At 73.1% G+C, this 21,864-nt stretch carries 19 protein-coding genes and 2 pseudogenes; 12 read left to right on the top strand and 9 right to left on the bottom strand.

The window, feature by feature from the left end:
- Positions 1 to 18: 18 nt before the first annotated feature.
- On the top strand, positions 19 to 780 hold the full coding sequence (locus tag CNO22_RS28335; RefSeq protein WP_198588286.1) for an NUDIX domain-containing protein: 762 nt from the start codon (positions 19 to 21) through the stop codon (positions 778 to 780).
- A gap of 107 nt (positions 781 to 887) precedes the next feature.
- Here CNO22_RS28335 and CNO22_RS12460 read toward each other — a convergent pair whose 3' ends face one another.
- The gene (locus CNO22_RS12460) at positions 888 to 1,058 is read right to left on the bottom strand and encodes a CsbD family protein (protein ID WP_100499675.1); all 171 of its coding nucleotides are present in this window, start codon (positions 1,056 to 1,058) and stop codon (positions 888 to 890) included.
- Between the two features lie 349 nt (positions 1,059 to 1,407).
- On the opposite strand from CNO22_RS12460, the gene CNO22_RS12455 reads away from it, so the two are divergent.
- From CNO22_RS12455 to CNO22_RS12425, 7 genes are all read left to right on the top strand, one after another.
- Positions 1,408 to 3,057, top strand: coding sequence for a peptide ABC transporter substrate-binding protein (locus CNO22_RS12455; RefSeq protein ID WP_198588285.1), 1,650 nt, complete (start codon positions 1,408 to 1,410; stop codon positions 3,055 to 3,057).
- 136 nt (positions 3,058 to 3,193) lie between these two features.
- Positions 3,194 to 4,117 carry an ABC transporter permease gene (locus CNO22_RS12450; protein WP_100499674.1) on the top strand — a complete coding sequence of 308 codons (924 nt, stop codon included), beginning with the start codon at positions 3,194 to 3,196 and terminating at the stop codon, positions 4,115 to 4,117.
- Positions 4,110 to 5,081, top strand: coding sequence for an ABC transporter permease (locus tag CNO22_RS12445; RefSeq protein WP_100499673.1), 972 nt, complete (start codon positions 4,110 to 4,112; stop codon positions 5,079 to 5,081). Before CNO22_RS12450 ends, CNO22_RS12445 begins: the two co-directional genes overlap by 8 nt.
- The gene (locus CNO22_RS12440) at positions 5,078 to 6,160 is read left to right on the top strand and encodes an ABC transporter ATP-binding protein (protein WP_232806988.1); all 1,083 of its coding nucleotides are present in this window, start codon (positions 5,078 to 5,080) and stop codon (positions 6,158 to 6,160) included. Before CNO22_RS12445 ends, CNO22_RS12440 begins: the two co-directional genes overlap by 4 nt.
- Positions 6,132 to 7,166: an ABC transporter ATP-binding protein gene (locus tag CNO22_RS12435; RefSeq protein ID WP_232806987.1), complete on the top strand. Its 1,035-nt coding sequence runs from the start codon at positions 6,132 to 6,134 to the stop codon at positions 7,164 to 7,166. Before CNO22_RS12440 ends, CNO22_RS12435 begins: the two co-directional genes overlap by 29 nt.
- Positions 7,167 to 7,310: 144 nt before the next feature.
- Entirely contained in the window at positions 7,311 to 8,195 is an 885-nt protein-coding gene (gene mshB / locus CNO22_RS12430) for an N-acetyl-1-D-myo-inositol-2-amino-2-deoxy-alpha-D-glucopyranoside deacetylase (protein WP_198588284.1), read from the top strand.
- Entirely contained in the window at positions 8,192 to 8,578 is a 387-nt protein-coding gene (locus CNO22_RS12425) for a hypothetical protein (RefSeq protein WP_100499671.1), read from the top strand. Before mshB ends, CNO22_RS12425 begins: the two co-directional genes overlap by 4 nt.
- Before the next feature lie 10 nt (positions 8,579 to 8,588).
- Here CNO22_RS12425 and CNO22_RS12420 read toward each other — a convergent pair whose 3' ends face one another.
- From CNO22_RS12420 to CNO22_RS12400, 4 genes and pseudogenes are all read right to left on the bottom strand, one after another.
- Complete coding sequence (locus CNO22_RS12420; protein WP_269799592.1) at positions 8,589 to 9,350, bottom strand: EAL domain-containing protein; 762 nt, start codon at positions 9,348 to 9,350, stop codon at positions 8,589 to 8,591.
- 82 nt (positions 9,351 to 9,432) lie between these two features.
- Positions 9,433 to 10,386: pseudogene (locus CNO22_RS30125) on the bottom strand (diguanylate cyclase domain-containing protein); the annotation flags it as partial.
- Positions 10,387 to 11,023: 637 nt separating this feature from the next.
- Positions 11,024 to 11,410: pseudogene (locus CNO22_RS30120) on the bottom strand (GAF domain-containing protein); the annotation flags it as partial.
- An 88-nt stretch (positions 11,411 to 11,498) separates the two neighbouring features.
- On the bottom strand, positions 11,499 to 12,251 hold the full coding sequence (locus CNO22_RS12400) for a GNAT family N-acetyltransferase (protein ID WP_232806986.1): 753 nt from the start codon (positions 12,249 to 12,251) through the stop codon (positions 11,499 to 11,501).
- A gap of 157 nt (positions 12,252 to 12,408) precedes the next feature.
- Between CNO22_RS12400 and fdxA the strand changes: the two genes are divergently transcribed.
- From fdxA to CNO22_RS12385, 3 genes are all read left to right on the top strand, one after another.
- On the top strand, positions 12,409 to 12,735 hold the full coding sequence (fdxA, locus tag CNO22_RS12395; RefSeq protein ID WP_012947287.1) for a ferredoxin: 327 nt from the start codon (positions 12,409 to 12,411) through the stop codon (positions 12,733 to 12,735).
- Positions 12,732 to 13,865: a succinyldiaminopimelate transaminase gene (gene dapC / locus CNO22_RS12390; RefSeq protein ID WP_100499667.1), complete on the top strand. Its 1,134-nt coding sequence runs from the start codon at positions 12,732 to 12,734 to the stop codon at positions 13,863 to 13,865. The genes fdxA and dapC overlap by 4 nt, the downstream gene beginning before the upstream one ends.
- A gap of 256 nt (positions 13,866 to 14,121) precedes the next feature.
- Positions 14,122 to 14,616: a response regulator gene (locus tag CNO22_RS12385; protein ID WP_157936923.1), complete on the top strand. Its 495-nt coding sequence runs from the start codon at positions 14,122 to 14,124 to the stop codon at positions 14,614 to 14,616.
- On the opposite strand, the gene CNO22_RS12380 is transcribed toward CNO22_RS12385, so the two are convergent.
- Complete coding sequence (locus tag CNO22_RS12380; RefSeq protein ID WP_100499665.1) at positions 14,523 to 16,295, bottom strand: sensor histidine kinase; 1,773 nt, start codon at positions 16,293 to 16,295, stop codon at positions 14,523 to 14,525. The genes CNO22_RS12385 and CNO22_RS12380 overlap by 94 nt on opposite strands.
- Positions 16,292 to 16,948, bottom strand: coding sequence for a response regulator transcription factor (locus CNO22_RS12375; RefSeq protein WP_232806985.1), 657 nt, complete (start codon positions 16,946 to 16,948; stop codon positions 16,292 to 16,294). Before CNO22_RS12375 ends, CNO22_RS12380 begins: the two co-directional genes overlap by 4 nt.
- A gap of 212 nt (positions 16,949 to 17,160) precedes the next feature.
- Here CNO22_RS12375 and CNO22_RS12370 point away from each other — a divergent pair, with 212 nt between their 5' ends.
- Positions 17,161 to 19,476, top strand: a complete 2,316-nt coding sequence (locus CNO22_RS12370) for a coiled-coil domain-containing protein (protein ID WP_100499663.1) — start codon at positions 17,161 to 17,163, stop codon at positions 19,474 to 19,476.
- 114 nt (positions 19,477 to 19,590) lie between these two features.
- Here CNO22_RS12370 and CNO22_RS29685 read toward each other — a convergent pair whose 3' ends face one another.
- Together CNO22_RS29685 and dapD are read right to left on the bottom strand one after the other, a co-directional pair.
- Positions 19,591 to 20,523, bottom strand: a complete 933-nt coding sequence (locus tag CNO22_RS29685) for a hypothetical protein (RefSeq protein WP_157936922.1) — start codon at positions 20,521 to 20,523, stop codon at positions 19,591 to 19,593.
- Positions 20,524 to 20,663: 140 nt separating this feature from the next.
- Positions 20,664 to 21,638, bottom strand: a complete 975-nt coding sequence (gene dapD, locus CNO22_RS12360; RefSeq protein ID WP_100499661.1) for a 2,3,4,5-tetrahydropyridine-2,6-dicarboxylate N-succinyltransferase — start codon at positions 21,636 to 21,638, stop codon at positions 20,664 to 20,666.
- Positions 21,639 to 21,864: the final 226 nt, after the last annotated feature.

Below are 21,864 nucleotides of genomic sequence, written 5' to 3'. Positions count from 1 at the left end.
GTCTGCCAGGGTGACACCGTGTCCCGGCTGCGTTTCACCACCGTGGTGGAAGCGCCGCTGACCGTGGCCTTCGACGTCGCCCGCGCCCTCGGCCGTCCCTGGCCGGTACCGCTGGAGGAGGTCGTGTCGGTCCGCCCGGCCTGCGACGTATACGCCGTCGGGCCCGGCCGCGGCTGGCGCTGGCTGACCCACTCCCGCCGGTTCACCGCCACCGGCGCCGGCACCCTCGTCGAGGAGCAGGTCGACTGGGCGACCGCGCTGCCCCGCCCGGTCGGGCGGCTGGTGGACCCGCTGCTGCGCCGGCGGGTGCTCCGCGCGATGCGGGCCCACCTCGACGGCTACGCCGCCGCGGCGGCCCGGCGTGCACTCGACGTCGTGCAGGTGGTCGGCGCCGCGCTGGTGGACGGCGACCGGGTGCTCGTGGCCCAACGGTCGGGCGGGCCCTACGACGGCTGCTGGGAGTTCCCCGGCGGCAAGGTCGAGCCGGGGGAGGAGGAGCTCACCGCGCTGGTCCGCGAGATCGGCGAGGAGCTCGGCGTGGCCGTCGTCCCCCAGGCGTTCCTCGGCGAGGTGGTGCTCGACGGCGTGGTCGCCGGCGGGCTGCCCGGCGCGTCGACGCTGCGGGTGTGGTGGGCCCGGCTGGAGCCCGGCGCCGAGGTCACCGCGCACGAGCACAGCGACCTGCGCTGGCTGGCCGCCGACGAGCTCGAGTCGCTGGACTGGATCCCCGCCGACCGGCCGCTGCTGCCCGCCGTCCGCGCGCTGCTGGCCCGGCTCTGACACGCCGTGGGCGCCGTCCCGGGGAGGGACGGCGCCCACGGTGGGGCAGAGCGGCCCCTCTGCAGGGTCCCGCCGCGAGCCTGCGAGCGGTGGGGCAGAGGGGTCCTCTACTTGAAGACGTCCTTGACCTTCTCGCCGGCCTGCTTGAGGTTGCCCGAGGCCTGGTCGGCCTGGCCTTCGGCCTGCAGGTCGCGGTCGCCGGTCGCCTCGCCGACGCTCTCCTTGCCCTTGCCGGAGAGCTCCTCGGCCTTGTTCTTCATCTTGTCCATGCCACTCATGCCGGACTCCTCTCGTCGGTCCCGGAGAGGTACCCGGGGACTACGCAGCTCACACGTGGAGCCCACTGGAGCTGGAAGACGTCCGGCGGAACTGCGCTCGGGGCGGAACTCCTTGAGGGCGGTGCAGCCCCGGGTGCGAGCAAGCCCAATTCCACCCTGTGAGATCCTGAGCCGAGGTCACAAGTCGGTGACGGTCGTGGACTGCCCTCGCGGAGCGCGCCTAGGGTCCCCGCTCGTACCAGGATGGCCCGGTACCTGTCCGCACGACCCCGGCCGCCGGCCCGACGGCGTCAGGCTGCCGGCGACCAGTCCGTTCCCCCCGCTGAGCGGGACGAGGGAGGCATCGCACGTGAAGTTCACCAAGCGCCGGTCGGCGCTCGTCGCGGCCGGTCTGTCCGGCGCGCTGCTGCTGTCCGCCTGTGGCGGCAGCGACGACAGCGGGTCCGGTGGCGGCAGCAGAGGTGGCGGCGAAGGCGGCGGCTCCTACAGCTTCTACATCGGTGAGCCGGAGAACCCGCTCGTGCCCGGCAACACCAACGAGACCGAGGGCGGCCAGGTCATCGACTCGCTGTGGACCGGGCTGGTCGAGTACGACCCGGAAACCAGCGAGGCCGTCTACACCGGCGTCGCCGAGTCCATCGAGTCCGACGACCAGACCACCTGGACCGTTCGACTCAAGGACGGCTGGACCTTCCACGACGGCAGCCCCGTGAACGCGCAGTCCTTCGTGGACGCGTGGAACTACACCGCCAACAGCGCCAACGCGCAGGGCAACAGCTACTTCTTCGCCAACATGGCAGGCTACGACGACCTGCAGGCCACTGAGACCGGTGGCCAGCCCGCCGCCACCGAGATGTCGGGTCTCCGGGTCGTCGACGACCTCACCTTCGAGGTTCAGCTGTCGGCGCCGTACGCCCAGTGGCCCACCACCACCGGCTACACCGCCTTCTACCCGCTCCCGGCGTCCTTCTACGAGGACCCCGAGGGCTTCGGTGAGCAGCCGGTCGGCAACGGCCCCTTCCAGGCCCAGGAGCCGTTCCAGCCGGGCGTCGGCATCACGCTGACCCGCTACGACGAGTACGGCGGCGAGCAGCCGGCCAACGCCGAGTCCATCGAGTACCGGATCTACACCGAGATCAACACGGCCTACACGGACCTGCAGGGTGGCTCGCTGGACGTCCTCAACGAGCTCCCGCCGGACGCCATCGCCGGGGCCGAAGAGCAGTTCGGTGACCGCTTCATCGAGACGTCCTTCGGTGACATCACGTCGCTGGGCTTCCCGACGTACGACGAGCGGTTCGCCGACCCGAACGTGCGCAAGGCCTTCTCGATGGCCATCGACCGTGGGGCGATCACCGAGGCGATCTTCCAGGGCACCCGGACTCCTGCCGCGTCCTTCATCAGCCCGGTCGTCGACGGCTACCGCGCGGATGCCTGCGACGTGTGCGAGCTGAACGTCGAGGAGGCCAACCGGCTGCTCGACGAGGCCGGCTTCGACCGCAGCCAGCCCGTGGACCTGTGGTTCAACGCCGGCGCCGGCCACGAGGAGTGGATGCAGGCGGTCGGCAACCAGATCCGCGAGAACCTGGACGTCGAGTACCAGCTGCGTGGTGACCTGCAGTTCGCCGAGTACCTGCCGCTGCAGGACGCGCAGGGCATGACCGGTCCGTTCCGCTCCGCGTGGCTGATGGACTACCCGGTGGCCGAGAACTTCCTCGGCCCGCTGTACTCCACGGCCGCCCTGCCGCCGGCCGGCTCGAACGCCACCTTCTACAGCAACCCGGCGTTCGACCAGGCGCTGGCCGAGGCCAACGCCGCCGACACCAACGAGGCCGCGATCGAGGGCTACCAGGCAGCGGAGGACATCCTCATCGCCGACCTGCCGGCCGCCCCGCTGTTCTACCGCGTCAACCAGGCGGCGCACTCCGAGCGCGTCGACAACGTCATCGTCGACCCGTTCGGCCGCGTCGACACGGCAGCCATCCAGGTCGTCGAGTGACGGTCTGACCGAGTCGGACAGCTGAGTCGCAGGGAGGTGCGCCCGACCCGTCCGGGTCGGGCGCACCTCCGTGTGCGGCTCCTACCCTGAGTCCGGTTCAGACCGGGCTCCGTCCCTCTGATCAAGGAGGCAGCGCATGGGCCGCTACATCGCCCGCCGCCTGCTGCTCACCATCCCCGTGCTCATCGGGGCCTCGTTCCTCATCTTCGCCATGGTGTACGCGCTGCCCGGCGACCCGATCCGGGCGCTCGCCGGCGACCGGCCGCTCTCCGCAGCCGTGCAGGCGCAGCTGCGCGCCGACTACAACCTCGACGACCCGCTGTGGCTGCAGTACCTGAAGTACGCCGGCGGCCTGCTGCAGGGCGACTTCGGCACCGACTTCTCCGGACGCGCCGTCCTCGACACGATCGAGCAGCGGCTCCCGGTCACCGCCAAGCTGGCCCTCGCGGCCGTCGTCTTCGAGGCGCTCTTCGGCCTCACCGCCGGCATCCTGGCCGGCATCCGCCGCGGCTCCTTCTTCGACAACCTGGTCCTGGTGTCGACGACGCTGATCGTGTCCATCCCGGTCTTCGTCCTGGGCTTCGTCGCCCAGTTCGTGTTCGGCCTGCGGCTGGAGCTGTTCCCGACGTCGGGCATCGGTGCGGGCTGGTACAGCTACGTCCTGCCCGGGCTGGTCCTCGCCAGCCTCTCCCTGGCGTACGTCGCGCGGCTGACCCGCACCAGCCTGGCGGAGAACCTCCGGCAGGACTACGTCCGGACGGCACGCGCCAAGGGCCTCAAGCCGTCCGTCGTCATCGGCAAGCACACCCTGCGCAACAGCCTCATCCCCGTGGTGACCTTCATCGGTGCCGACATCGGGGCGCTGATGGGCGGCGCCATCGTGACCGAGTCGATCTTCAACATCCCCGGCCTGGGGCGCGCCGTGTACGACGCCGTGCTCCGCCAGGAGGGTGCCGTCGTCGTCGGCATCGTGACGCTGTTCGTCTTCTTCTACATCTTCTTCAACCTGGTCGTGGACATCCTGTACGCCCTGCTCGACCCGAGGATCCGATATGACTGAGCGGCCGCGGACCGACCGCGCGACCGGGCTGGCCTCCCCCGAGCGGGGACCGGACCAGCCCCAGACCGAGCGCGCGGAGGCGACGCTCGAGGCCGAGGTCGCCGGCAGCCCGGCGATCGAGGAGGCCAGCCTCTGGTCGGACGCCTGGCGCAGCCTCCGGAAGAACCCGTTCTTCCTGGCCGGGGCGCTGCTGCTGCTGGTCTTCCTGGTGATGGCCGCGTTCCCGCAGCTGTTCACCGACGTCGACCCCCGGGCGTGCGACCTGTCCCGGTCGGCGGACGGCCCGAGCGCGCAGGCGTGGTTCGGCTACGACGTCCAGGGCTGCGACTACTACTCCAACGTCGTCCACGGCGCCCGGGTGTCGGTGACCATCGGCTTCATCGCGATGCTCGGCACGCTGGCGATCGGTGTGGTGGTCGGTGCGCTGGCCGGCTACTACGGCGGCTGGATCGACAGCATCCTGGCGCGGGTCACCGACATCTTCTACGGGCTGCCGCTCATCCTGGGCGCCTTCATCCTGCTGGCGGTGCTGCCCCAGCGCGGGGTGTTCGAGGTGTCCCTGGCGCTGATCGTCTTCGGCTGGATGACCGCCATGCGGCTGGTCCGGTCGACGGTGGTCTCGGTCAAGGAGGCCGACTACGTCCAGGCGGCGCGGGCGCTCGGTGCGCCGACGCGGCGCATCCTGGTCCGGCACATCCTGCCCAACGCGATCGCCCCGGTGCTCGTCTACTCGACCATCTACATCGGCACGCTGATCGCGGCCGAGGCGACGCTGACGTTCCTCGGCATCGGGCTGCAGCTGCCGGAGATCTCCTGGGGTCTGCAGATCAACTCGGCGCAGAACCGGCTCCGGGACGCCGCCCACCTGATCTTCTTCCCCAGCATCTTCCTGTCGCTGACCGTGCTGTCCTTCATCCTCATCGGCGACGCCCTGCGCGACGCCCTCGACCCGAAGCTGCGGTGATCACGACGTCGACTGCCCTGTCCCACACCCCGTCCTCGCCGGCGCCCCTGCCGGGCACGCCCGTCCTGGAGGTGGAGGACCTCTCCGTCGAGTTCCGGACCCCCAAGGGCGTCGTCAAGGCGGTCAACGGGATCAGCTACGAGGTCCACCCGGGCGAGACCGTGGCCATCCTCGGCGAGTCCGGCTCCGGCAAGAGCGTCAGCGTCCAGGCCGTCATGGGCATCCTCGACTCGCCTCCCGGTTTCGTGACCGGCGGCCGGGTGCTCTTCGAGGGCCGGGACCTGCTCGGAGCCACCTCCGAGGAGCAGCGCGCCGTCCGCGGGCCGGGCATGTCGATGATCTTCCAGGACGCGTTGTCCGCGCTGAACCCGGTCTTCACCGTCGGGCACCAGATCGCCGAGATGTTCCGGGCGCACCGCGGCAGCAGCCGCAAGGAGGCCAAGGAGGCGGCGATCGAGCTGCTCGACCGGGTCCGCATCCCCGCGGCCCGCGAGCGGGTCAACGCCTATCCGCACCAGTTCTCCGGCGGCATGCGCCAGCGGGTCATGATCGCGATGGCGCTGGCTCTCGACCCGAAGGTGCTCATCGCCGACGAGCCCACGACGGCGCTCGACGTCACCGTCCAGGCGCAGATCATGGAGCTGCTGAAGGACCTGCAGCGCGACACCGGGATGGGCCTGCTGCTCATCACCCACGACCTCGGCGTGGTGAACGAGGTCGCCGACCGCGTCCTGGTCATGTACGCCGGCAGCGTCGTGGAGACCGGCACCGTCGACGAGGTCTTCAGCGACCCGAGCCACCCGTACACCGAGGGACTCATGGCCTCGGTCCCCGCGGTGGAGGACAAGGGGAAGCGCCTGCAACCCATCGTCGGGACGCCGCCGGACCTCGCCCGGATCCCGTCGGGCTGCTCGTTCCACCCGCGCTGCCCGCGCCGCGTCCTCGAGGGGGCACCTCCCGGCAGGAACTGCCGCGAGGACGTCCCGTTGCTGCTGCCGGTCGGCTCCGTCGGCCGGGCCAGCGCCTGCCACTACCGTGAGGAGGTCCTCCGTGCCCGCAGCGCAGGAACCCCTGCCTGATGCGCCGCTGCTCGAGGTCAGGGGCCTCGTCAAGCACTTCCCGCTGACGCAGGGCGTCATCGCCCGCCGGGTCGTCGGCCACGTGCACGCGGTCGACGGCGTGGACCTCAGGTTGCACCGGGGGGAGACCCTCGGCCTGGTCGGCGAGTCCGGCTGCGGCAAGTCGACCGTGGCGAAGCTGCTCATGGGGCTGGAGAAGCCCACCGCCGGGCAGATCCTCTTCCACGGCGACGACGTCGCGCGGATGAACGGCCGCCGGCTCAAGGAGTACCGCCGCCGGGTGCAGATCATCTTCCAGGACCCGTACGCGTCGCTGAATCCGCGGATGACCGTGGGCGACATCGTCGCCGAGGGCTGGGAGGTCCACAAGGACGTCGTCCCGGCCAAGGACCGCCGTCGGCGGGCCCGCGAGCTCATCGAGCGGGTGGGTCTCAACCCGGACTACGTGAACCGCTACCCGCACCAGTTCTCCGGTGGCCAGCGGCAGCGCATCGGCATCGCCCGGGCGCTGGCGCTGCAGCCCGAGGTCATCGTCTGCGACGAGCCGGTGTCGGCCCTCGACGTCTCGGTGCAGGCCCAGGTCGTGAACCTGCTCGAGGACCTGCAGGACGAGTTCGGGCTGTCCTACCTGTTCATCGCCCACGACCTCTCGGTGGTGCGGCACCTCTCCGACCGGGTCGCGGTCATGTACCTCGGCAGCGTCGTCGAGGAGGGGACCGACGACCAGGTCTACGGCGCGGCGGCGCACCCCTACACGCAGGCGCTGCTCTCGTCGGTGCCGCTGCACCAGCCGCACCTGCGGGGTCAGAAGGACCGGATCATCCTGCAGGGCGACGTGCCGAGCCCGGCCGACCCGCCCTCGGGCTGCCGGTTCCGCACCCGCTGCTGGAAGGCCCAGGACATCTGCGCCCAGGAGCCGCCGGCCCTTGTCGACCGCGGCCAGGGCCACCCTTCGGCCTGCCACTTCGCCGAGGCCCGCACGGTGGTCCCCGTCGAGGTGGACTAGGGAGGTCCTCCACCCGGGGGACGGCAGACGGCTCGGGTGGACCGGGCGCGGGGGCCCGGAGGGTCTCCCGGCCGGGACACGGCAGCGGCTCGGCCGTCCAGGGGTACGGCACCTGGCCGCGGTGCGATCCGGGAGGATCGCAGTGTGAAGCGCCTGCTGCTCGTGCACGCCCACCCCGACGACGAGACGATCAACAACGGCGCCACGATGGCCGGCTACGTCGCCGAGGGCGCCCAGGTCACCCTGCTCACCTGCACCCTCGGCGAGGAGGGCGAGGTGCTCGTCCCGGAGCTGGAGCTGCTCGCCGCCGAGCACGCCGACCAGCTGGGTGGGTACCGGATCGCCGAGCTGCGGGCGGCGATGGAGGCCCTTGGCGTCACTGACTGGCGCTTCCTCGGCGGCCCGGGCCGCTACCGCGACTCCGGGATGATGGGGACGCCGGCCAACGACAAGCCGCGGGCGTTCTGGAACGCCGACGTCGACGAGGCCGTGGCGCACGCGGTCGCCGTCGTCCGTGAGGTCCGGGCGCAGGTCGTGGTGACCTACGACGAGAACGGCGGCTACGGCCACCCCGACCACATCCAGGCCCACCGGGTCGCCATGCGCGCCGTGGACGCCGCCGCCGACCCCGCCTACCGCCCCGACCTGGGCGCGGCGTGGACGGTCGCCAAGGTCTACTGGTGCTGCGTGCCGCGCTCGGTGATGCGGCAGGGCATGGAGGCGATGGCCGCGCTGGGGGAGGCCTCGCCGTTCGAGTTCCTGGGCGAGGTGGACGACGTGCCGTTCGCCGTCCCCGACGAGCTGGTCGCCGCGGCGGTCGACGGGCGGGCGCACGCCGGGCGCAAGGTCGCCGCGATGCGCGCGCACGCCACCCAGATCACCGTCGACGGCCCCTTCTTCGCGCTGTCGAACAACCTGGGCCAGGAGGTGCTCGGCACCGAGTACTACCGCCTGGTGCGCGGGGAGCGCGGCCCGGCGGCGACGCCCGAGGGCTGGGAGGACGACCTGTTCGCCGGCCTGGACGCGTGATCCGGAGGGTCGGGGCGGCCCTGCTGGTCACCGTGCTGGCGGCGTGGCTGGCGCTGGTCGAGGTCTTCTGGCTGCCGCTGCGGGTGGTCGGCGTCCCCGTGCCCGTGTCGGTGGTGGCCGCGGTGGCCGGCAACCTGCTGCTGGTCGGCCTGGCTGCGCGGCTGACCGGTTCCCGCCTGGCCGCGGTGCTGCCCGCCGGGGTGTGGCTGGTCATCGCGGTGGGGGCGAGCCTGCGCCGTCCGGAGGGCGACCTGCTGCTCACCGGAGGCGGCGTCCTGGGGTTCCTCTCGCTGGCCTTCCTGCTGGCCGGGGTGGTGGCCGCGGCCTTCGCCGTCGGGAAGGTGCTGGCCGCACCCCGGGCCGGGGCGGACCGGCCGTCCTGACCCGAGCCGGTCAGGACACCGCCGCGGGAACCGGTCGCCCGCGCAGCCAGGTCAACAGCCGGTCGGCCGGCATGGGCCGGGCGATGTGGTAGCCCTGCGCGACGTCGCAGTCCCACCGGCTCAGAGCCTCGAGCGCCGCGGCGTCCTCCACGCCCTCGGCCACCATCGTCATCCCGAGGTCCCGGGAGAGCTGCAGCGTGCTGCGGACGATGGCGGCCGCCTTGCCGTCCGTGGTCAGTGACGAGACGAAGCTGCGGTCGAGCTTCAGCTCGTCGACGGGCAGCGCGCGCAGGTAGGCCAGCGACGAGTAGCCGGTGCCGTAGTCGTCGATGGACAGCCGGACGCCGAGCCGGCGCAGCGCCGCCATCACCTGCTGACTGCGCGCGGCGTCGGCCATGAGGACGTCCTCGGTGATCTCGAGGACGAGCGCGTCCGCGGGGACGCCGTACGTCTCCAGCAGCAGCTGCACCTGGTCCGGCAGTGCGACGTCCTGCAGGTTGGAGACCGACAGGTTGACCGCCGTGGACAGCGCATGCCCGGCCGCGCGCCAGTCGCGCAGGTCCCGGATGGCCCGCTCCAGCACCTGCAGCGCCAGCCGCCGCATGAGCCCGGCCTGCTCGGCGAGCGGCAGGAAGGCGCCAGGGGCGAGCAGCCCCCGCTCGGGGTGGTGCCAGCGGACGAGGGCCTCCACGCCGGTGACCTGCCCGGTGTGCAGGTCCAGCTTCGGCTGGTAGTGGTTGTCCAGCTGGTCGGCGTCCAGCGCCGCGCGCAGCTGTTCCAGCGTCTCCAGCCGGGTGCGAGTCGGTGTCGGCGTCGGGCGCCCAGACCTCGAACCCGTGCCGGCCCCGCTTGGCCGCGTACATGGCGGTGTCGGCCCGGGCCAGCAGCAGGGAGCGGTCGCGGCCGTGGTCGGGGCACAGCGAGATGCCGATGCTCGCGTCGACGGTCAGCGACATCCCGTCGAGGACGAACGCCCCGTGCAGCGCGTCCCCGATCCGGGCGGCCACCTCCCGGGCGCGGGCGTCGGCGGCGTCCGGCAGCAGGACGGCGAACTCGTCGCCGCCCATCCGGGCCAGGAGGTCGCCCGGCCCCAGGGCCTGCTGCAGGCGCGGACCCACCAGCGACAGCAGGTCGTCGCCGACGGAGTGCCCGAAGCTGTCGTTGACCTCCTTGAACCGGTCCAGGTCGATCATCACGACCGCGCACCGGCGGTCGTCGGTGCCGTAGACCGTGCGCTCCAGCTCCTCGGTGAACCGGCGCCGGTTGGCCAGGCCCGTGAGCGGGTCGTGGTGGGCCTCCCTGGCCAGCTGCTGCAGGCGCAGCTGCTCGGCCGCGCGCAGCTTGGCGTTCTCGACCACCAGCGCGCCCTCGAGGGTGACCTGCCGGACGGCCTCGTGCACCGCCGGGGTCCACTGCAGTGGCGAGGAGACGGAGCCGGTCACGATCAGTCCGAGCAGCCGGTCGCCGGACAGCAGGGGGACGCTGACGTAGGAGTGCAGGTCCAGGGCGGCGACCAGCCGGGGGTCGAGCAGGTCGCTGGCCCCGGCGTCCTCCACGAAGACCGGCCGGCAGTCGCGGACGGTTGCCCGCCACAGCGGGACGTCGTCCGCCCGGGTGCCGACCACGAGGTCGGCCACCACCTGGCGGTGCTCGATCAACCACTCCATGTGCAGGACCGACGCCACGGTCCCCGCGTCGTCGACGAGGTAGGCAGCGGCGCGCTCGGTGCCGGTCAAGTCCTGCACGGCGCGGGCCAGGACCTCCGCCGCCTCCTCCACCCCGATGGCGCCGGCCCCGTCGACGAGCATCTGCCGGACGGCGCGGGCCGTGCGCAGGGAGGCCGCGCGCGCCTGGCTGGTCCGGGCCTGCTGGATGAGGCTGCCCAGGTGCGTGCCGCCGGCGGCGGCCAGCCGGCGCACGTCCTCGGAGAAGGTGCGCAGCCGGGTGCTGTCGAGCGTGAGGACGCCGGAGACCTGCGGCCGTCGGCCCAGGGTCACGGCGAGGGCGGAGGCGATGGAGAAGTTGTCCACCCACCACCCGGTCAGCAGGGCGGAGCCCCCGTCGGCGACCTGCGGTTCCCCGGTGCGCAGGACCGCCTCGGCCAGCGCGAGCGGCTCGGGGGCGGTGCGGAACTGCCGCCAGGTGTCGGCGTCGCGACGGCCCGTCGGCGTAGCTGGCCATGCGCGGCACCAGGCGGCCGTCCTCAAGGAGGAAGACACAGGCCCGCTCGACCCCGCCCAGTTCGGCGAGCTGCCCACAGGCCGCGGCGAGCAGGTGGTCCATCGACTGCGCCTGCGCGGCGGCCTCGATCAGCCCGAGCAGCACCTCGGCCTGGGCCAGCCGCCGGGTCTCCGACCGGCGCGACCAGGCCGCGGACACCGCCTCCGCGAGGTCCGGTGCCGCCTGCGCGACGTCGTCGCCGCCCGCCGTGGCGGGCTCGACGGTCAGCACGGCCACCACCCGGTCGCCGAGCAGCAGCGGCTCGGCGTGCACGGAGCGGACGCCGAGCCGCGCGGCGAACGCGGGCGCGGCCGCGTGGATGTCGCCTTCCTCCGCGCGCACCGGTCGGCGACCGCGCACGACGGCTGCCATCAGTGGCGAGTTGACCAGCGGGATGGCGTGGTCGACCACCGGTGGCGTGGAGCCGGGCAGCGCGGCCGCGGACACCGACTGGCGATACGGCACGACCATCTCGGTCGTGGGCTCGTGGACCCACACGGCGACCCGTGAGGCGCCGACCTGCCGCCGCAGCACGTCGAGCAGCCGCTCGACGGCGGCCTGGGCGTCGTAGGGCGACGGCTGGACCGCGCTGGCGCGACCGCTCTCGGACATGCCCCCGGTTTCGGCCGGTCCCGTGCCGCTTGTGAGCCGTCTCGCACCGGCCTCCCCCCATCGGGGTGGGGCGGGTCGCGGCCCGAGGTCAGTGCGGCGCGTACCGGTAGTGGTAGCGGTGGTGCTCGATGAGACCCGCCCGCCGGTAGAGCGCCCGTGCCGGGGCGTTGGACGCCGCCACCTGCAGGTACAGCCAGTGGGCGCCGCGGTCGGCGCCCCAGCGCTGCAGGGCGGCCATGACGGCGGTCGCCAGCCCCTGCCGGCGGTACCGCTCCTCGACGGTGACCGCGGCGACGCCGAGCCAGTCGTCGGTGACCACCCCGCGGGCGACGGCGGCCAGGGGAGCCGGCGGCGGGTCGCGGCGCACCGAGGCGAAGACGACATCCTCGGCGTTGGTGAGGATCGCCCGGGCGGAGCGCGGCAGCGGCCGGCCGCGGTGCCGGTAGCCGGCCAGCCAGGCGTCGTCCGGCTCGGGGGAGAGGTCCACCGGGACGCCGTCCGCAGGCGCCGGCGTCAGCGGCCCGGTCAGCACCAGCACGTCCTCGTCGCGCTCCCACCCGGCCGCGGCGAACGCCGCGTCGGCGGCGCGGGACCGGCGGCCCGGCAGCATCGCGCACGGCCGCAGCCCGCGCTCGCCGTACCAGCGGGCGACGGCCTCCACGGCCTCGGGCAGCGGCACCCCGGGGTCGCCGACGACGAGCGCGGAGTTGGCCCGGCCGGTGAAGCCGCCGCCGCCGCGCAACAGCCACTCGCCGAGCGGGGCCTCCTCCGAGCCGCGCCAGCCCCGCGTGGCCAGCCTCTCGAGGTCCGCGACGTCCAACGGTGACCGGCTCTGTCCCACGGCCCGATCCTGCGTGGTCGGCCGGCGCCTCACCCGGCGGGGGTCCGCCGGGCCACCCGTTCCGTTTCACGAGAGCCCCACGGGCCATACTCAAGGTGAGAACGACCGGCCGTCGCGCCGGCGGAGCAGCTCCGCACGTCCCCGGGAGGGAACCACCGTGACCTACGTCATCACCCAGGCCTGCGTCGACGTCCTCGACAAGGCATGCATCGACGAGTGCCCGGTGGACTGCATCTACGAGGGCGACCGGATGCTCTACATCCACCCCGACGAGTGCGTCGACTGCGGTGCCTGTGAGCCGGTGTGCCCGGTGGAGGCCATCTACTACGAGGACGACGTCCCGGACAAGTGGAAGGACTTCTACAACGCCAACGTGGAGTTCTTCTCCGACCTGGGCAGCCCCGGTGGTGCCGCCAAGACCGGCAAGATCGGCAAGGACCACCCGCTGGTGGCCGCGCTGCCGCCGCAGGGTGAGGGTCACTGACCACCACCACCCCGGGGACGGCGGCCGGCCGGCTTCCCGACTTCCCCTGGGACTCGCTCGCCGGTGCCCGGGCCAAGGCGGCCCGGCACCCCGGCGGTGTCGTCGACCTCTCCATCGGGACACCGGTCGACGACACCCCTGAGCTGCTGGCCACCGCCCTGGCCGGGGCGGGCAACGCGCCGGGCTACCCGACCGCGCTGGGCACCGCCGAGCTGCGGACCGCGGCGGCCGACTGGCTCCAGCGCCGGCTGGGCGTGCGGCTGGCCGACCCGCTGGGCACCGTCCCCTCGGTGATCCCCACGGTCGGGTCCAAGGAGCTCGTCGCGCTGCTGCCGACCCTGCTCGGGCTGCGCGGCGCCGGCACGGTGCTGATCCCGGAGGTCGCCTACCCGACCTACGAGGTCGGTGCGGTGCTGGCCGGGCTCGCCGTGCGGCGGACCGACACCCCGCCGGACGACGCCGTGTCGGCTGCCCGCCCGCCCGTGGTCCTGGTGTGGCTGAACTCCCCGGGCAACCCGCACGGCCGGGTGCTCACCGACGACGAGCTGCGCGCCTGGGTGCAGTGGGGCCGCGCGCACGGGGTGCCGGTCGTCGCCGACGAGTGCTACACCACCCTCGGCTGGGACGTCGAGCCGCGGTCGGTCCTGCACCCGGAGGTCGCGGGCGAGGACCTCACCGGGCTGCTCGCGGTGCACTCGCTGTCCAAGCAGTCGACCGCCGCGGGCTACCGCGCGGGGCTGCTCTCGGGCGACCCCGCGCTGGTCCGCCAGGTGTGGGAGGTGCGCCGGCACCTCGGGCTGCTGGTGCCCACGCCGGTGCAGGCCGCGATGGCCGCCGGGCTGGCCGATGACGCGCACGTCGACGAGCAGCGGGAGCGCTACCGCGCCCGCCGCGACCGGCTGGCCGCCGCCGTCCGGGCCGCCGGCGCGCGCATCGACCACTCCGAGGCCGGGCTGTACCTGTGGGTCACCCGCGACGAGGACTGCTGGACGACGATCGACTGGCTGGCGGGGCTGGGCATCGTCGCCGCGCCGGGCTCGTTCTACGGCCCCGCGGGTGGGCGGCACGTGCGCATGGCGCTCACCGCCACCGACGAGCGGATCGACGCCGCGGTCGCGCGCCTGTGCTGATCCCCTCGGGTCGCCGGCCCCGCCGCCGTCCCCGGTGACCTGTCCTCGGACCGCCACCGGCCGGACCGGTCGTCTCGCGATGGAGCATCGCTCTCCCGCAGAGCGCTACTCGTCGCCACTCATCGAACCAGCCGGGATGCTCATGCAACCCACGGGACCCCGACGCTGATCAAGCACCGGAGTTCGTCCGTGAGCGCAGCGGGCTGGTTCCGGAGTTCTTCAGCTCTGCTTCAACCCCAAGCCGCACACTTGGGGAGTGGCACGGACAGGTGGTCGTCCCAGCGGGGTGGTCTGTGACGACCGCGTCGGCATGCGCACCGCGGTCACCGCGCTGCTCGCGAGGTGCGGCTTCGATCTCGTCGGGGTCCCTGAGCACTTCGTGCAGCTGGTGGAGGTCGTCGAGCGGACGACGCCGGACGTCGCGGTAGTGGCGCTGCCCGTCCCCGGCGCGAACGGCGTCGCGGCGGTGCGCGAGCTGAGCGGGGCGGCGCCGGACTGCTCCGTGGTGGTGCTGTCGTCCTTCCCGGGGCTCCGCGGCGCTGCCCTGGACGCCGGTGCGCGGACGCTGGTGGGCGAGGACGACCTACGGGCCCTCCAGACGGTCCTGCTGGACGTCGCCTGCTCCGCTGCCCCGCGCACGGGTGTGGTGGTGCTCGATCAGCGCACGCGTGTGCTCTCGCCGGTGCCCGTGTCGCTGCCGGCGCTCGACGGCGACACCGCCGGCAGGGTGACCTCGAAGCCGTCGTCGTAACGCAGGTCGCCACCCAGAGCGCGGGCCAACCCGCGAGCGACCGGCAGGCCGAGCCCAGATCCTCCCTTCCCGTCCGCGCTGACGAACCGCTCGAAGATGCGTTCCCGGTCCTCCTCCGGCACCCCCTCGCCGTCGTCGGTCACCCGGATGACCAGCTGCCCGTCCCGACGGTCCAGCACGACGCGCACGCTGGTGACCGCGTGCCGGCGGGCGTTGTCGAGCAGGTTGCCGAGGACCTCATGGAGGATGGCGCCGTCCAGCAGCCACTGCCCCTCCGGCTTCCCCGACAGCTCCAGACCCACGTCGAGACGAGGGGACAGCAGGTCGATGCGGTCGACCTCGTCGGCGCACACGGCGACCAGGTCCACCGGGGCCGGTACCAGCGGCTGCCCCTGGTCGAGCCGGGCCATCTGCAGCAGTGAGCTCACCAGCCGGCCGGCGCGGGAGGTCTCCCGGACCATCGTGGCCAGCAGCCGGTCCCGGTCCTCCGGCGCCGCGCCGCGCAGCAGCGTCTCCGCGCACGCCCGGATGCCCGTGACCGGGGTGCGGAGCTGATGGGCGGCATCGGCGAGGAAGCGCCGGGTCGACTCCTCGGACGCCCGGGCCTCGTCCAGTGCGGTCTGCAGCGCGGCAAGGGTGCGGTCCAGGGCGGTGGTGAGGGTTCGTTGCACCGTCAGGTCGCGCGCGATGCTGGAGAAGGCGATCACCTGCCCGTCGGGGTCGTGCACCGGGGAGACCACCAGTGACACCTCGACCGTGCTGCCGCCCCTGGTCAACCGCTCGGTCTCGTGGCCGCTGATCCGATGCCCGGCGGCCACCCGACGCCGCAGCTCCGCGGCCCCAGGGAGCCGGTCGGCCGGCACGATCAGCGAGCTGTCCTGGCCGATCGCCTCGTCGGCGCGGTGGCCGTACAGGCGCTCGGCTCCCCGGTTCCAGGCCACGATGCTGCCGTGCGGGTCCTCCGTGACGATGGCGTCCGTCGACCCCTCGACGACGGCAGCGAGCAACGCGGAGTTGCGCTGCGCCTTCCTCGCATCGTCGAGTGCAGCCTCCAGCGCGTCCAACATGCCGTCGTACGCCGCCGCCATCCGTCCCAGCTCGGTGGACGGGCGGTCCGGTCGCAGACGTTCGCCGAGCCGGCCCTGCCGGGTCCGGGTGGCTGCGGCGGTGATCTGCCCGACGGGCCGCAGGGCGATCCGGGCCACCTGGGCCAGCAGCGGCCCCGCGAGTGCCACCGCCACGAGGGAGCCGGCCAGCTCCAGGGCGACCAGACGCCGGAGTGCCGCATCGACCCCTGAGGTGCGAACGAAGACCTCCACCTGTCCGCCGTCCGGCAGCGGTACGACTCGGGAGATCGCCGTGGGATCGTTCGAGGGGACCGGCAGGTTGCTGCCCAGCTGTGGGGACGGGGGCTCGGCGCGCGAGAGCCGTCCATCGGACGAGCGGACCTCGGCACGCAGACCCAGTTCCTGCAGCCGCGCGGCCAGGCCGTCGGTGCCCACCTCCTCGGCCTGGGCGCGGACCAGCGCAGCTCTCTCGGCGAGGAGGTCGTCCAGGGACTCCTCCAGGCCCGACCGGAGGGCCAGGTAGAGGAACACGTCGACGAGCAGGAGGACCACCACGACCACCGCGGTCCCCCAGACGACGATGCGGCGCCCCAGTGTCGGGGTGGGGGTCATGCGCGCAGCACGTACCCGGCGCCCCGGACGGTGTGCACCAGCCGTGGACCGGCGGCTTCCAGTTTGCGGCGCAATGCGCTCATGTGGACCTCGACCAGGTTGGTGTCGTAGGCGTCGAACCCCCAGACCTGGGTGAGCAGCTGGGTCTTGGACAGCACCGTGCCGATCTGCTGGACCAGGACCGTGAGCAGGTCGTACTCCGTGCGGGTCAGTTCCAGGGGCACCCCGGCCCGGACCACCATGCGGGCGGCGTCGTCGACGACGAGGTCGCCGACGTGCCACGACGCCGAGGAGAGGCGACCTGAGCGGCGCAGCAGCGCCTGGACCCGGGCCAGCAGCTCGGCCATCGAGAACGGTTTCACCAGGTAGTCGTCCGCGCCGGCCTGGAACCCGGCCAGCCGGTCGTCGACCGAGTCGGCAGCGGTGAGGAACAGGATGGGCAGGCCGCTGGTCCGCCGCAGCAGACGGGCCATGGTGTACCCGTCGGGGCCCACCGGGAGACGCACGTCCAGGACCGCGAGATCGGGACGGAACTCGCGTGCCGCCCGCTCCAGCCCCGCTCCGTCCGGCTCGGCCCGCAGCTCGTAGCCCGCCCCGCGGAGCGCCACCTCCAGGGCCGACCGGATCACGGCGTCGTCCTCGACGACGAGCACCCGGGGCCTGCTCCCTGCCACGACGTCCCCCGTTCCCGCCCCCCGGCAGCTTCGACCAAGGACTTTAGCTGGCGGGGCGTTTCTTCAGCACTCCTTCAGAACGGCTTCAACCGATCTCCAGGCTCGGGGACGAGCGTTCACCCGACGAAGCAGGACAGCGGAGGTCATCCGCGTCGGCCCGACCGGCACCACGACTCCACGGGGAGAAGCACGTGATCGCACCGAGTTCCATCAAGCGCTGCGCCGCCGGGGCGGTGGTGGCCCCTGCGGTCCTCGCCGGGATGCTGGCCTTCAGTGGCTCCGCCTCCGCCGCACCCGCACCGACGCCGGGCATCTGCAACGGCGTGACGAACCAGCTGGCGCACCGCGGCACGGTGCAGGAGAACCTGCTCAAGGCGGCGGCGAAGAAGAACGCCGAGCTGATCACCAAGCTGCAGGCGGAGCGTGCGGTGCTGCAGGGCAGCGCGGACACGCTCACGAAGCAGATCGCCGACGGCAAGGCGGCGATCACGGCGCTCGAGGCGCAGGGCAAGCAATTGGACTCGGACATCGCGGCCGCCACCACCGAGCTCGCCGGCCTGACCGCCAAGCAGGCCGACACCACGGCGGCCATCGCCGGCGCCGAGAAGGCGCTCTCAGACCTGACGGCCCAGCAGACCACCGTGGCAGGGCAGCTCCAGCCGCTGCAGACCCAGCTGGCGGCAGCCCGGGCCGCGTCGGCCGAGCTCACCCGGCAGGCCGACGCCGCGAACGCCCAGCTCACCGCCACGAAGGGTGTGCTCGACACCGCGACCGAGGACCTCGCGATCCTGCAGTCCGCCGCGACCAAGGCCGCCGACGACCTGGCTTCGACGAGGAAGTTGATCGCCGCCGGCGAGGAGCAGTTGACGGCGCTGACCGCGGCCGCGCAGCAGGCCGCCGCCGCCGAGGCGGCGGCGACCAAGGCGGTCACCGACGCCGAGGCCGAGCTTCGGCGGCTGGAGGCCGGCGGTACCGCCGCGCAGGCCGACCTGGACGCCCAGCAGGCGAAGGTCACCGCCGCGAAGGCGACGCTGACCGAGCTGCAGGAGGACGCTGCGAAGGCCGCCGCTGCCGTCACCGCCAAGCAGGTGGAGATCACCAAGGCGCAGGGCGAGCTGACCACGCTGCAGGCGAACGCCACGAAGGCCGCCGACGCGCTCGCCGCGAAGAACGCCGAGATCGCCAAGGCGCAGGGCGAGCTGGCTGTCCTGCAGGCCGACGCGAAGAAGGCCGCGGACGCGCTCGCCGCCAAGAACGCCGAGATCGCCGCCAAGAACGCGGAGATCGCCGCCATCGAGAAGCAGCTCACTGACGCGAACACGGCAATCACCGCCAAGCAGGCCGAGCTGAAGAAGGCCCAGGACGAGCTGGCCGCGCTGCAGGCGCGCAAGACCTTCCTCGAGGCCGAGATCGCCCGGCTGGAGAAGGAGAAGGGCGGCAGCAAGGCCGAGAAAGACGCGCGCGAGACGCTGATCGCCAAGTACAAGAGCGAGCTGACCACGGTCAACGGCCAGATCACCGACAAGGACACGCAGATCTCCGGCCTCTCGGGCGACCTCAAGACGCTCCAGGCGCAGGTGGACACCCTGAACGCCCAGCTGGGCACCAAGAAGTCGGAGAGCGCGGCGCTGCAGCAGCAGGCCGCTCCGCTCCAGGCGACGCTGACCGCCGCCAACGACGCGGTGGCCGCCAAGCAGGGGCAGGTCACCACGCTGCAGGGGCAGCTCCCCGCGCTGCAGGCCGCGGTCAGCGAGGCGAACGCCGCCGTGACGGCCAAGCAGAACGAGCTCAGCGCGCTGCAGGGCCAGCTCCCCGCTCTGCGCGACGCGGCGGTCAAGGCCAACGACGCAGTGGTCGCCCAGCAGCAGGTCATCAAGGACCTCGAGGCGGCGTTGCCCGGGCTGACCGAAGGCGTCGCTGAGGCCGAGAAGGCGATCGCCGACCAGAAGGCCGTGCTCGAGCGCCTGCGCGGCACGCTGGCGGAGGCCACCAAGGCCGTCGCCGTCGCTGACGCCGCAGTCATGGACAAGTCGTCCGAGCTCGCCACGCTGCGGAGCCAACTGCCGGCGCTGGAGAAGGCTCTCGCCGACGCGAACGCCGCGGTGGCCGCTCAGCAGGGTGAGGTCACCACGCTCACCGGCGACCTCGACGCGCTGGTCGCCAAGCTGGCCGGCCTCAACGGCCAGATCACCGCCAAGGAGGCCGAGGTGCTGGCGCTGCAGGGCCGGGTGGCTCCGCTGCTGACCCAGCTGGACAAGCTCAGCGGCGAGATCAGCGCCACGGAGGCTCAGCTCAAGACCCTGCAGGGGCAGGCGACCACCTTCGACGGGCAGATCACCGCCGCGCAGACCGTGCTGCGGAACCTCGAGGGGCAGAAGAAGCAGAACAAGGACGCGATCGCCGCGCAGCGGACGACGGTCCTCGGCCTCGAGAACCAGCTCGGCGCCGTCCAGAACCAGATCAAGGCCATCGACGGCACGATCGCCCTGGGCGGTTGCGTCGCCTGATCGGGCCGGACGAGAGAGGGGCAGGGCCGGTGTCGGCCCTGCCCCTCTCTCGTGGTCGTCGCCGAGCGGGATCCGTGGACGGGTGCCGGTCAGCCTCGCGGCGGGGGCTGAGTGTCAGCGGGCCAGTTCCAGGCGCACCGCGCCGGGGCCGGCGTCCGACGGCACCCACCCGCCGGCCGGCGTCCACTCCGACCCAGCGAAGGACACCGACCGCAGCCCCAGCCGCTCGGCCTGCGCCACCGCCCAGGTGGCCGCCGGCCAGCCGGCCGCCGGGTCGACCTCCACCGCGCCGAAGCGCTCGGTGGTGGTCGCGCCGAGCTCCCGCTCCACGACCGCGGCGACGGCGGTGGTCCGCTGGCTGAGCCGCCCGCCGGGGGCCGTGGGCTCGTAGCTGCAGGTCAGCCGGTTCGGCTCGGGCGCGGAGAACGCCGCGCTGAGTTGCTGGGCCAGGGGCTCGTGCTTCTGGTACGCCTCCGGGAAGCCGCTGCGCTGTACGCGCTGAGCGGCGTCGGTCAGCCGCACGGACTCCCAGTTCCGCACCCGGACCAAGCCGTCGTAGAACTTCCCCGCCGAGTAGACCGGGTCCCGCACCTGCTCTGGGGTGCCCCAGCCCTGCGAGGGTCGCTGCTGGAACAGACCCAGGGAGTCGCGGTCGCCGTAGTCGAGGTTGCGCATCGTCGACTCCTGCTGCGCGGTCGCCAGCGCGATGACGACGGCCCGCTCCGGCAGCGCGCGGGCGCGCCCGACCGCCGCGATCGTGGCGGCGGAGGAGGCCTGCTCGGCGGTCAGCGTCAGGCCGGTGCCCGCCACGGTGCAGGAGCCGGTGAGGGCCAGCGGTTCCGGCCCCTCGATGCTGCGCACCAGCGCGACCACCCCCAGGATCACGAGCCCGACCAGTCCCAGGGGCAGCCAGGAGCGCCACGACCCCACCGGCGTCCCCCGGCTCCCGCGCTTGGCGGGGGGCCGACGTCGGGGGGCCGGGCGGCGCGCCGGCGGCCGGCGGGCGGTCGTCGTCCGCCGTGCCGTCGCGCTGCGTGTGCTGCTCATCGCCCGCGACTGTAGGTGCGGTTCCTGGACGGATCCTGGAGTCGCAGCAGTGGTGTCGCACCCCCTGGTGAGGTGCTGGAACGGCCCCCTGCAGGGTCCCGCCGCGGGCCTGCGAGCGGTGGGCGGCAGGGGGTCCTTCTTCAGTTGCTGTGCAGCGCGGCGTTCAGCTCGCCCCAGGTGCCGGTCCGCGGCAGGGCCTCCAGCGCGCCGGAGACCGAGTTGCGGCGGAACAGCAGCCCGTCCCGACCGGAGAGCTCGGCGGCCTTCACCACCGAGCCGTCGGGCAGGGTCACCCGCGAGCCGGCGGTCACGTAGCAGCCGGCCTCCACGACGCAGTTGTCGCCGAGGGAGATGCCGATGCCGGCGTTGGCACCCAGCAGGCAGCCCGAGCCGATCGAGACGACCTGCTTCCCGCCGCCGGAGAGGGTGCCCATGATCGAGGCGCCGCCGCCGATGTCGCTGTCGGGCCCGACGACGACGCCGGCGCTGATCCGGCCCTCGACCATCGACGGCCCGAGGGTGCCGGCGTTGTAGTTCACGAAGCCCTCGTGCATGACCGTCGTCCCCTCGGCGAGGTGGGCGCCCAGTCGCACGCGGTCGCCGTCGGCGACGCGGACGCCGGAGGGGATGACGTAGTCGACCATCCGCGGGAACTTGTCGACGCCGTGGACGGTGACCTGCCCGTGCGCGGCGCGCAGCCGGTGCGGGTTGAAGGAGGCGGCCTCGACCGGGCCGACGCTGGTCCAGGCGACGTTGGTCAGCAGGCCGAAGACGCCGTCCATGTTGATGCTGCGCGGCGTGACGAGCCGGTGGGAGAGCAGGTGCAGCCGCAGCCAGACGTCATGGGTGTCGGCGGGCGGGGCGGACAGGTCGGCGATGACCGTCCGGACGGCAACCACCTCCACGCCGCGCGACTCGTCGCTGCGGACCAGGCCGCCGTAGTCGGGGCCGAGCTCGCCGGAGATCTCGAGCGCGCCCAGCCGGGTGGTGCCGGTCCCGGCGCCCTCGGGCGCGCCGAGCCGCGGCTCGGGGTACCAGGTGTCGAGCACCGTCCCGGCGCGGGTGACGGTGGCCAGACCGGCGGCGACGGCGGAGAGCGGGGCGGAGTCGGTCACGGGGACGACGCTACCGAGAGCCGGTCGTGCGCCGCCGACTCGGTCGGGGAGCCCGCCGCCGCGTCCCCCTCCCGTCGCTCCACCCCTGCCCACCATGCGGGGCAGGGGTTGAGGTTCCAGGAGGGGGCAGGTCTACACATCTGCCGCTGCCGACGTCACTTCCCAGTTAGTTCTCTCTGTCTGCTTCTCCGACCTAATCTACAACTAACCCTCCCGTTCCTACGTA

It is taken from the genome of Geodermatophilus chilensis (assembly GCF_002802985.1).
In the GTDB taxonomy this organism is placed as follows: domain Bacteria; phylum Actinomycetota; class Actinomycetes; order Mycobacteriales; family Geodermatophilaceae; genus Geodermatophilus; species Geodermatophilus chilensis.
The sequence above is the reverse complement of the archived record's forward strand: the minus strand, read 5'-3'. Positions and strand labels throughout refer to the sequence as shown.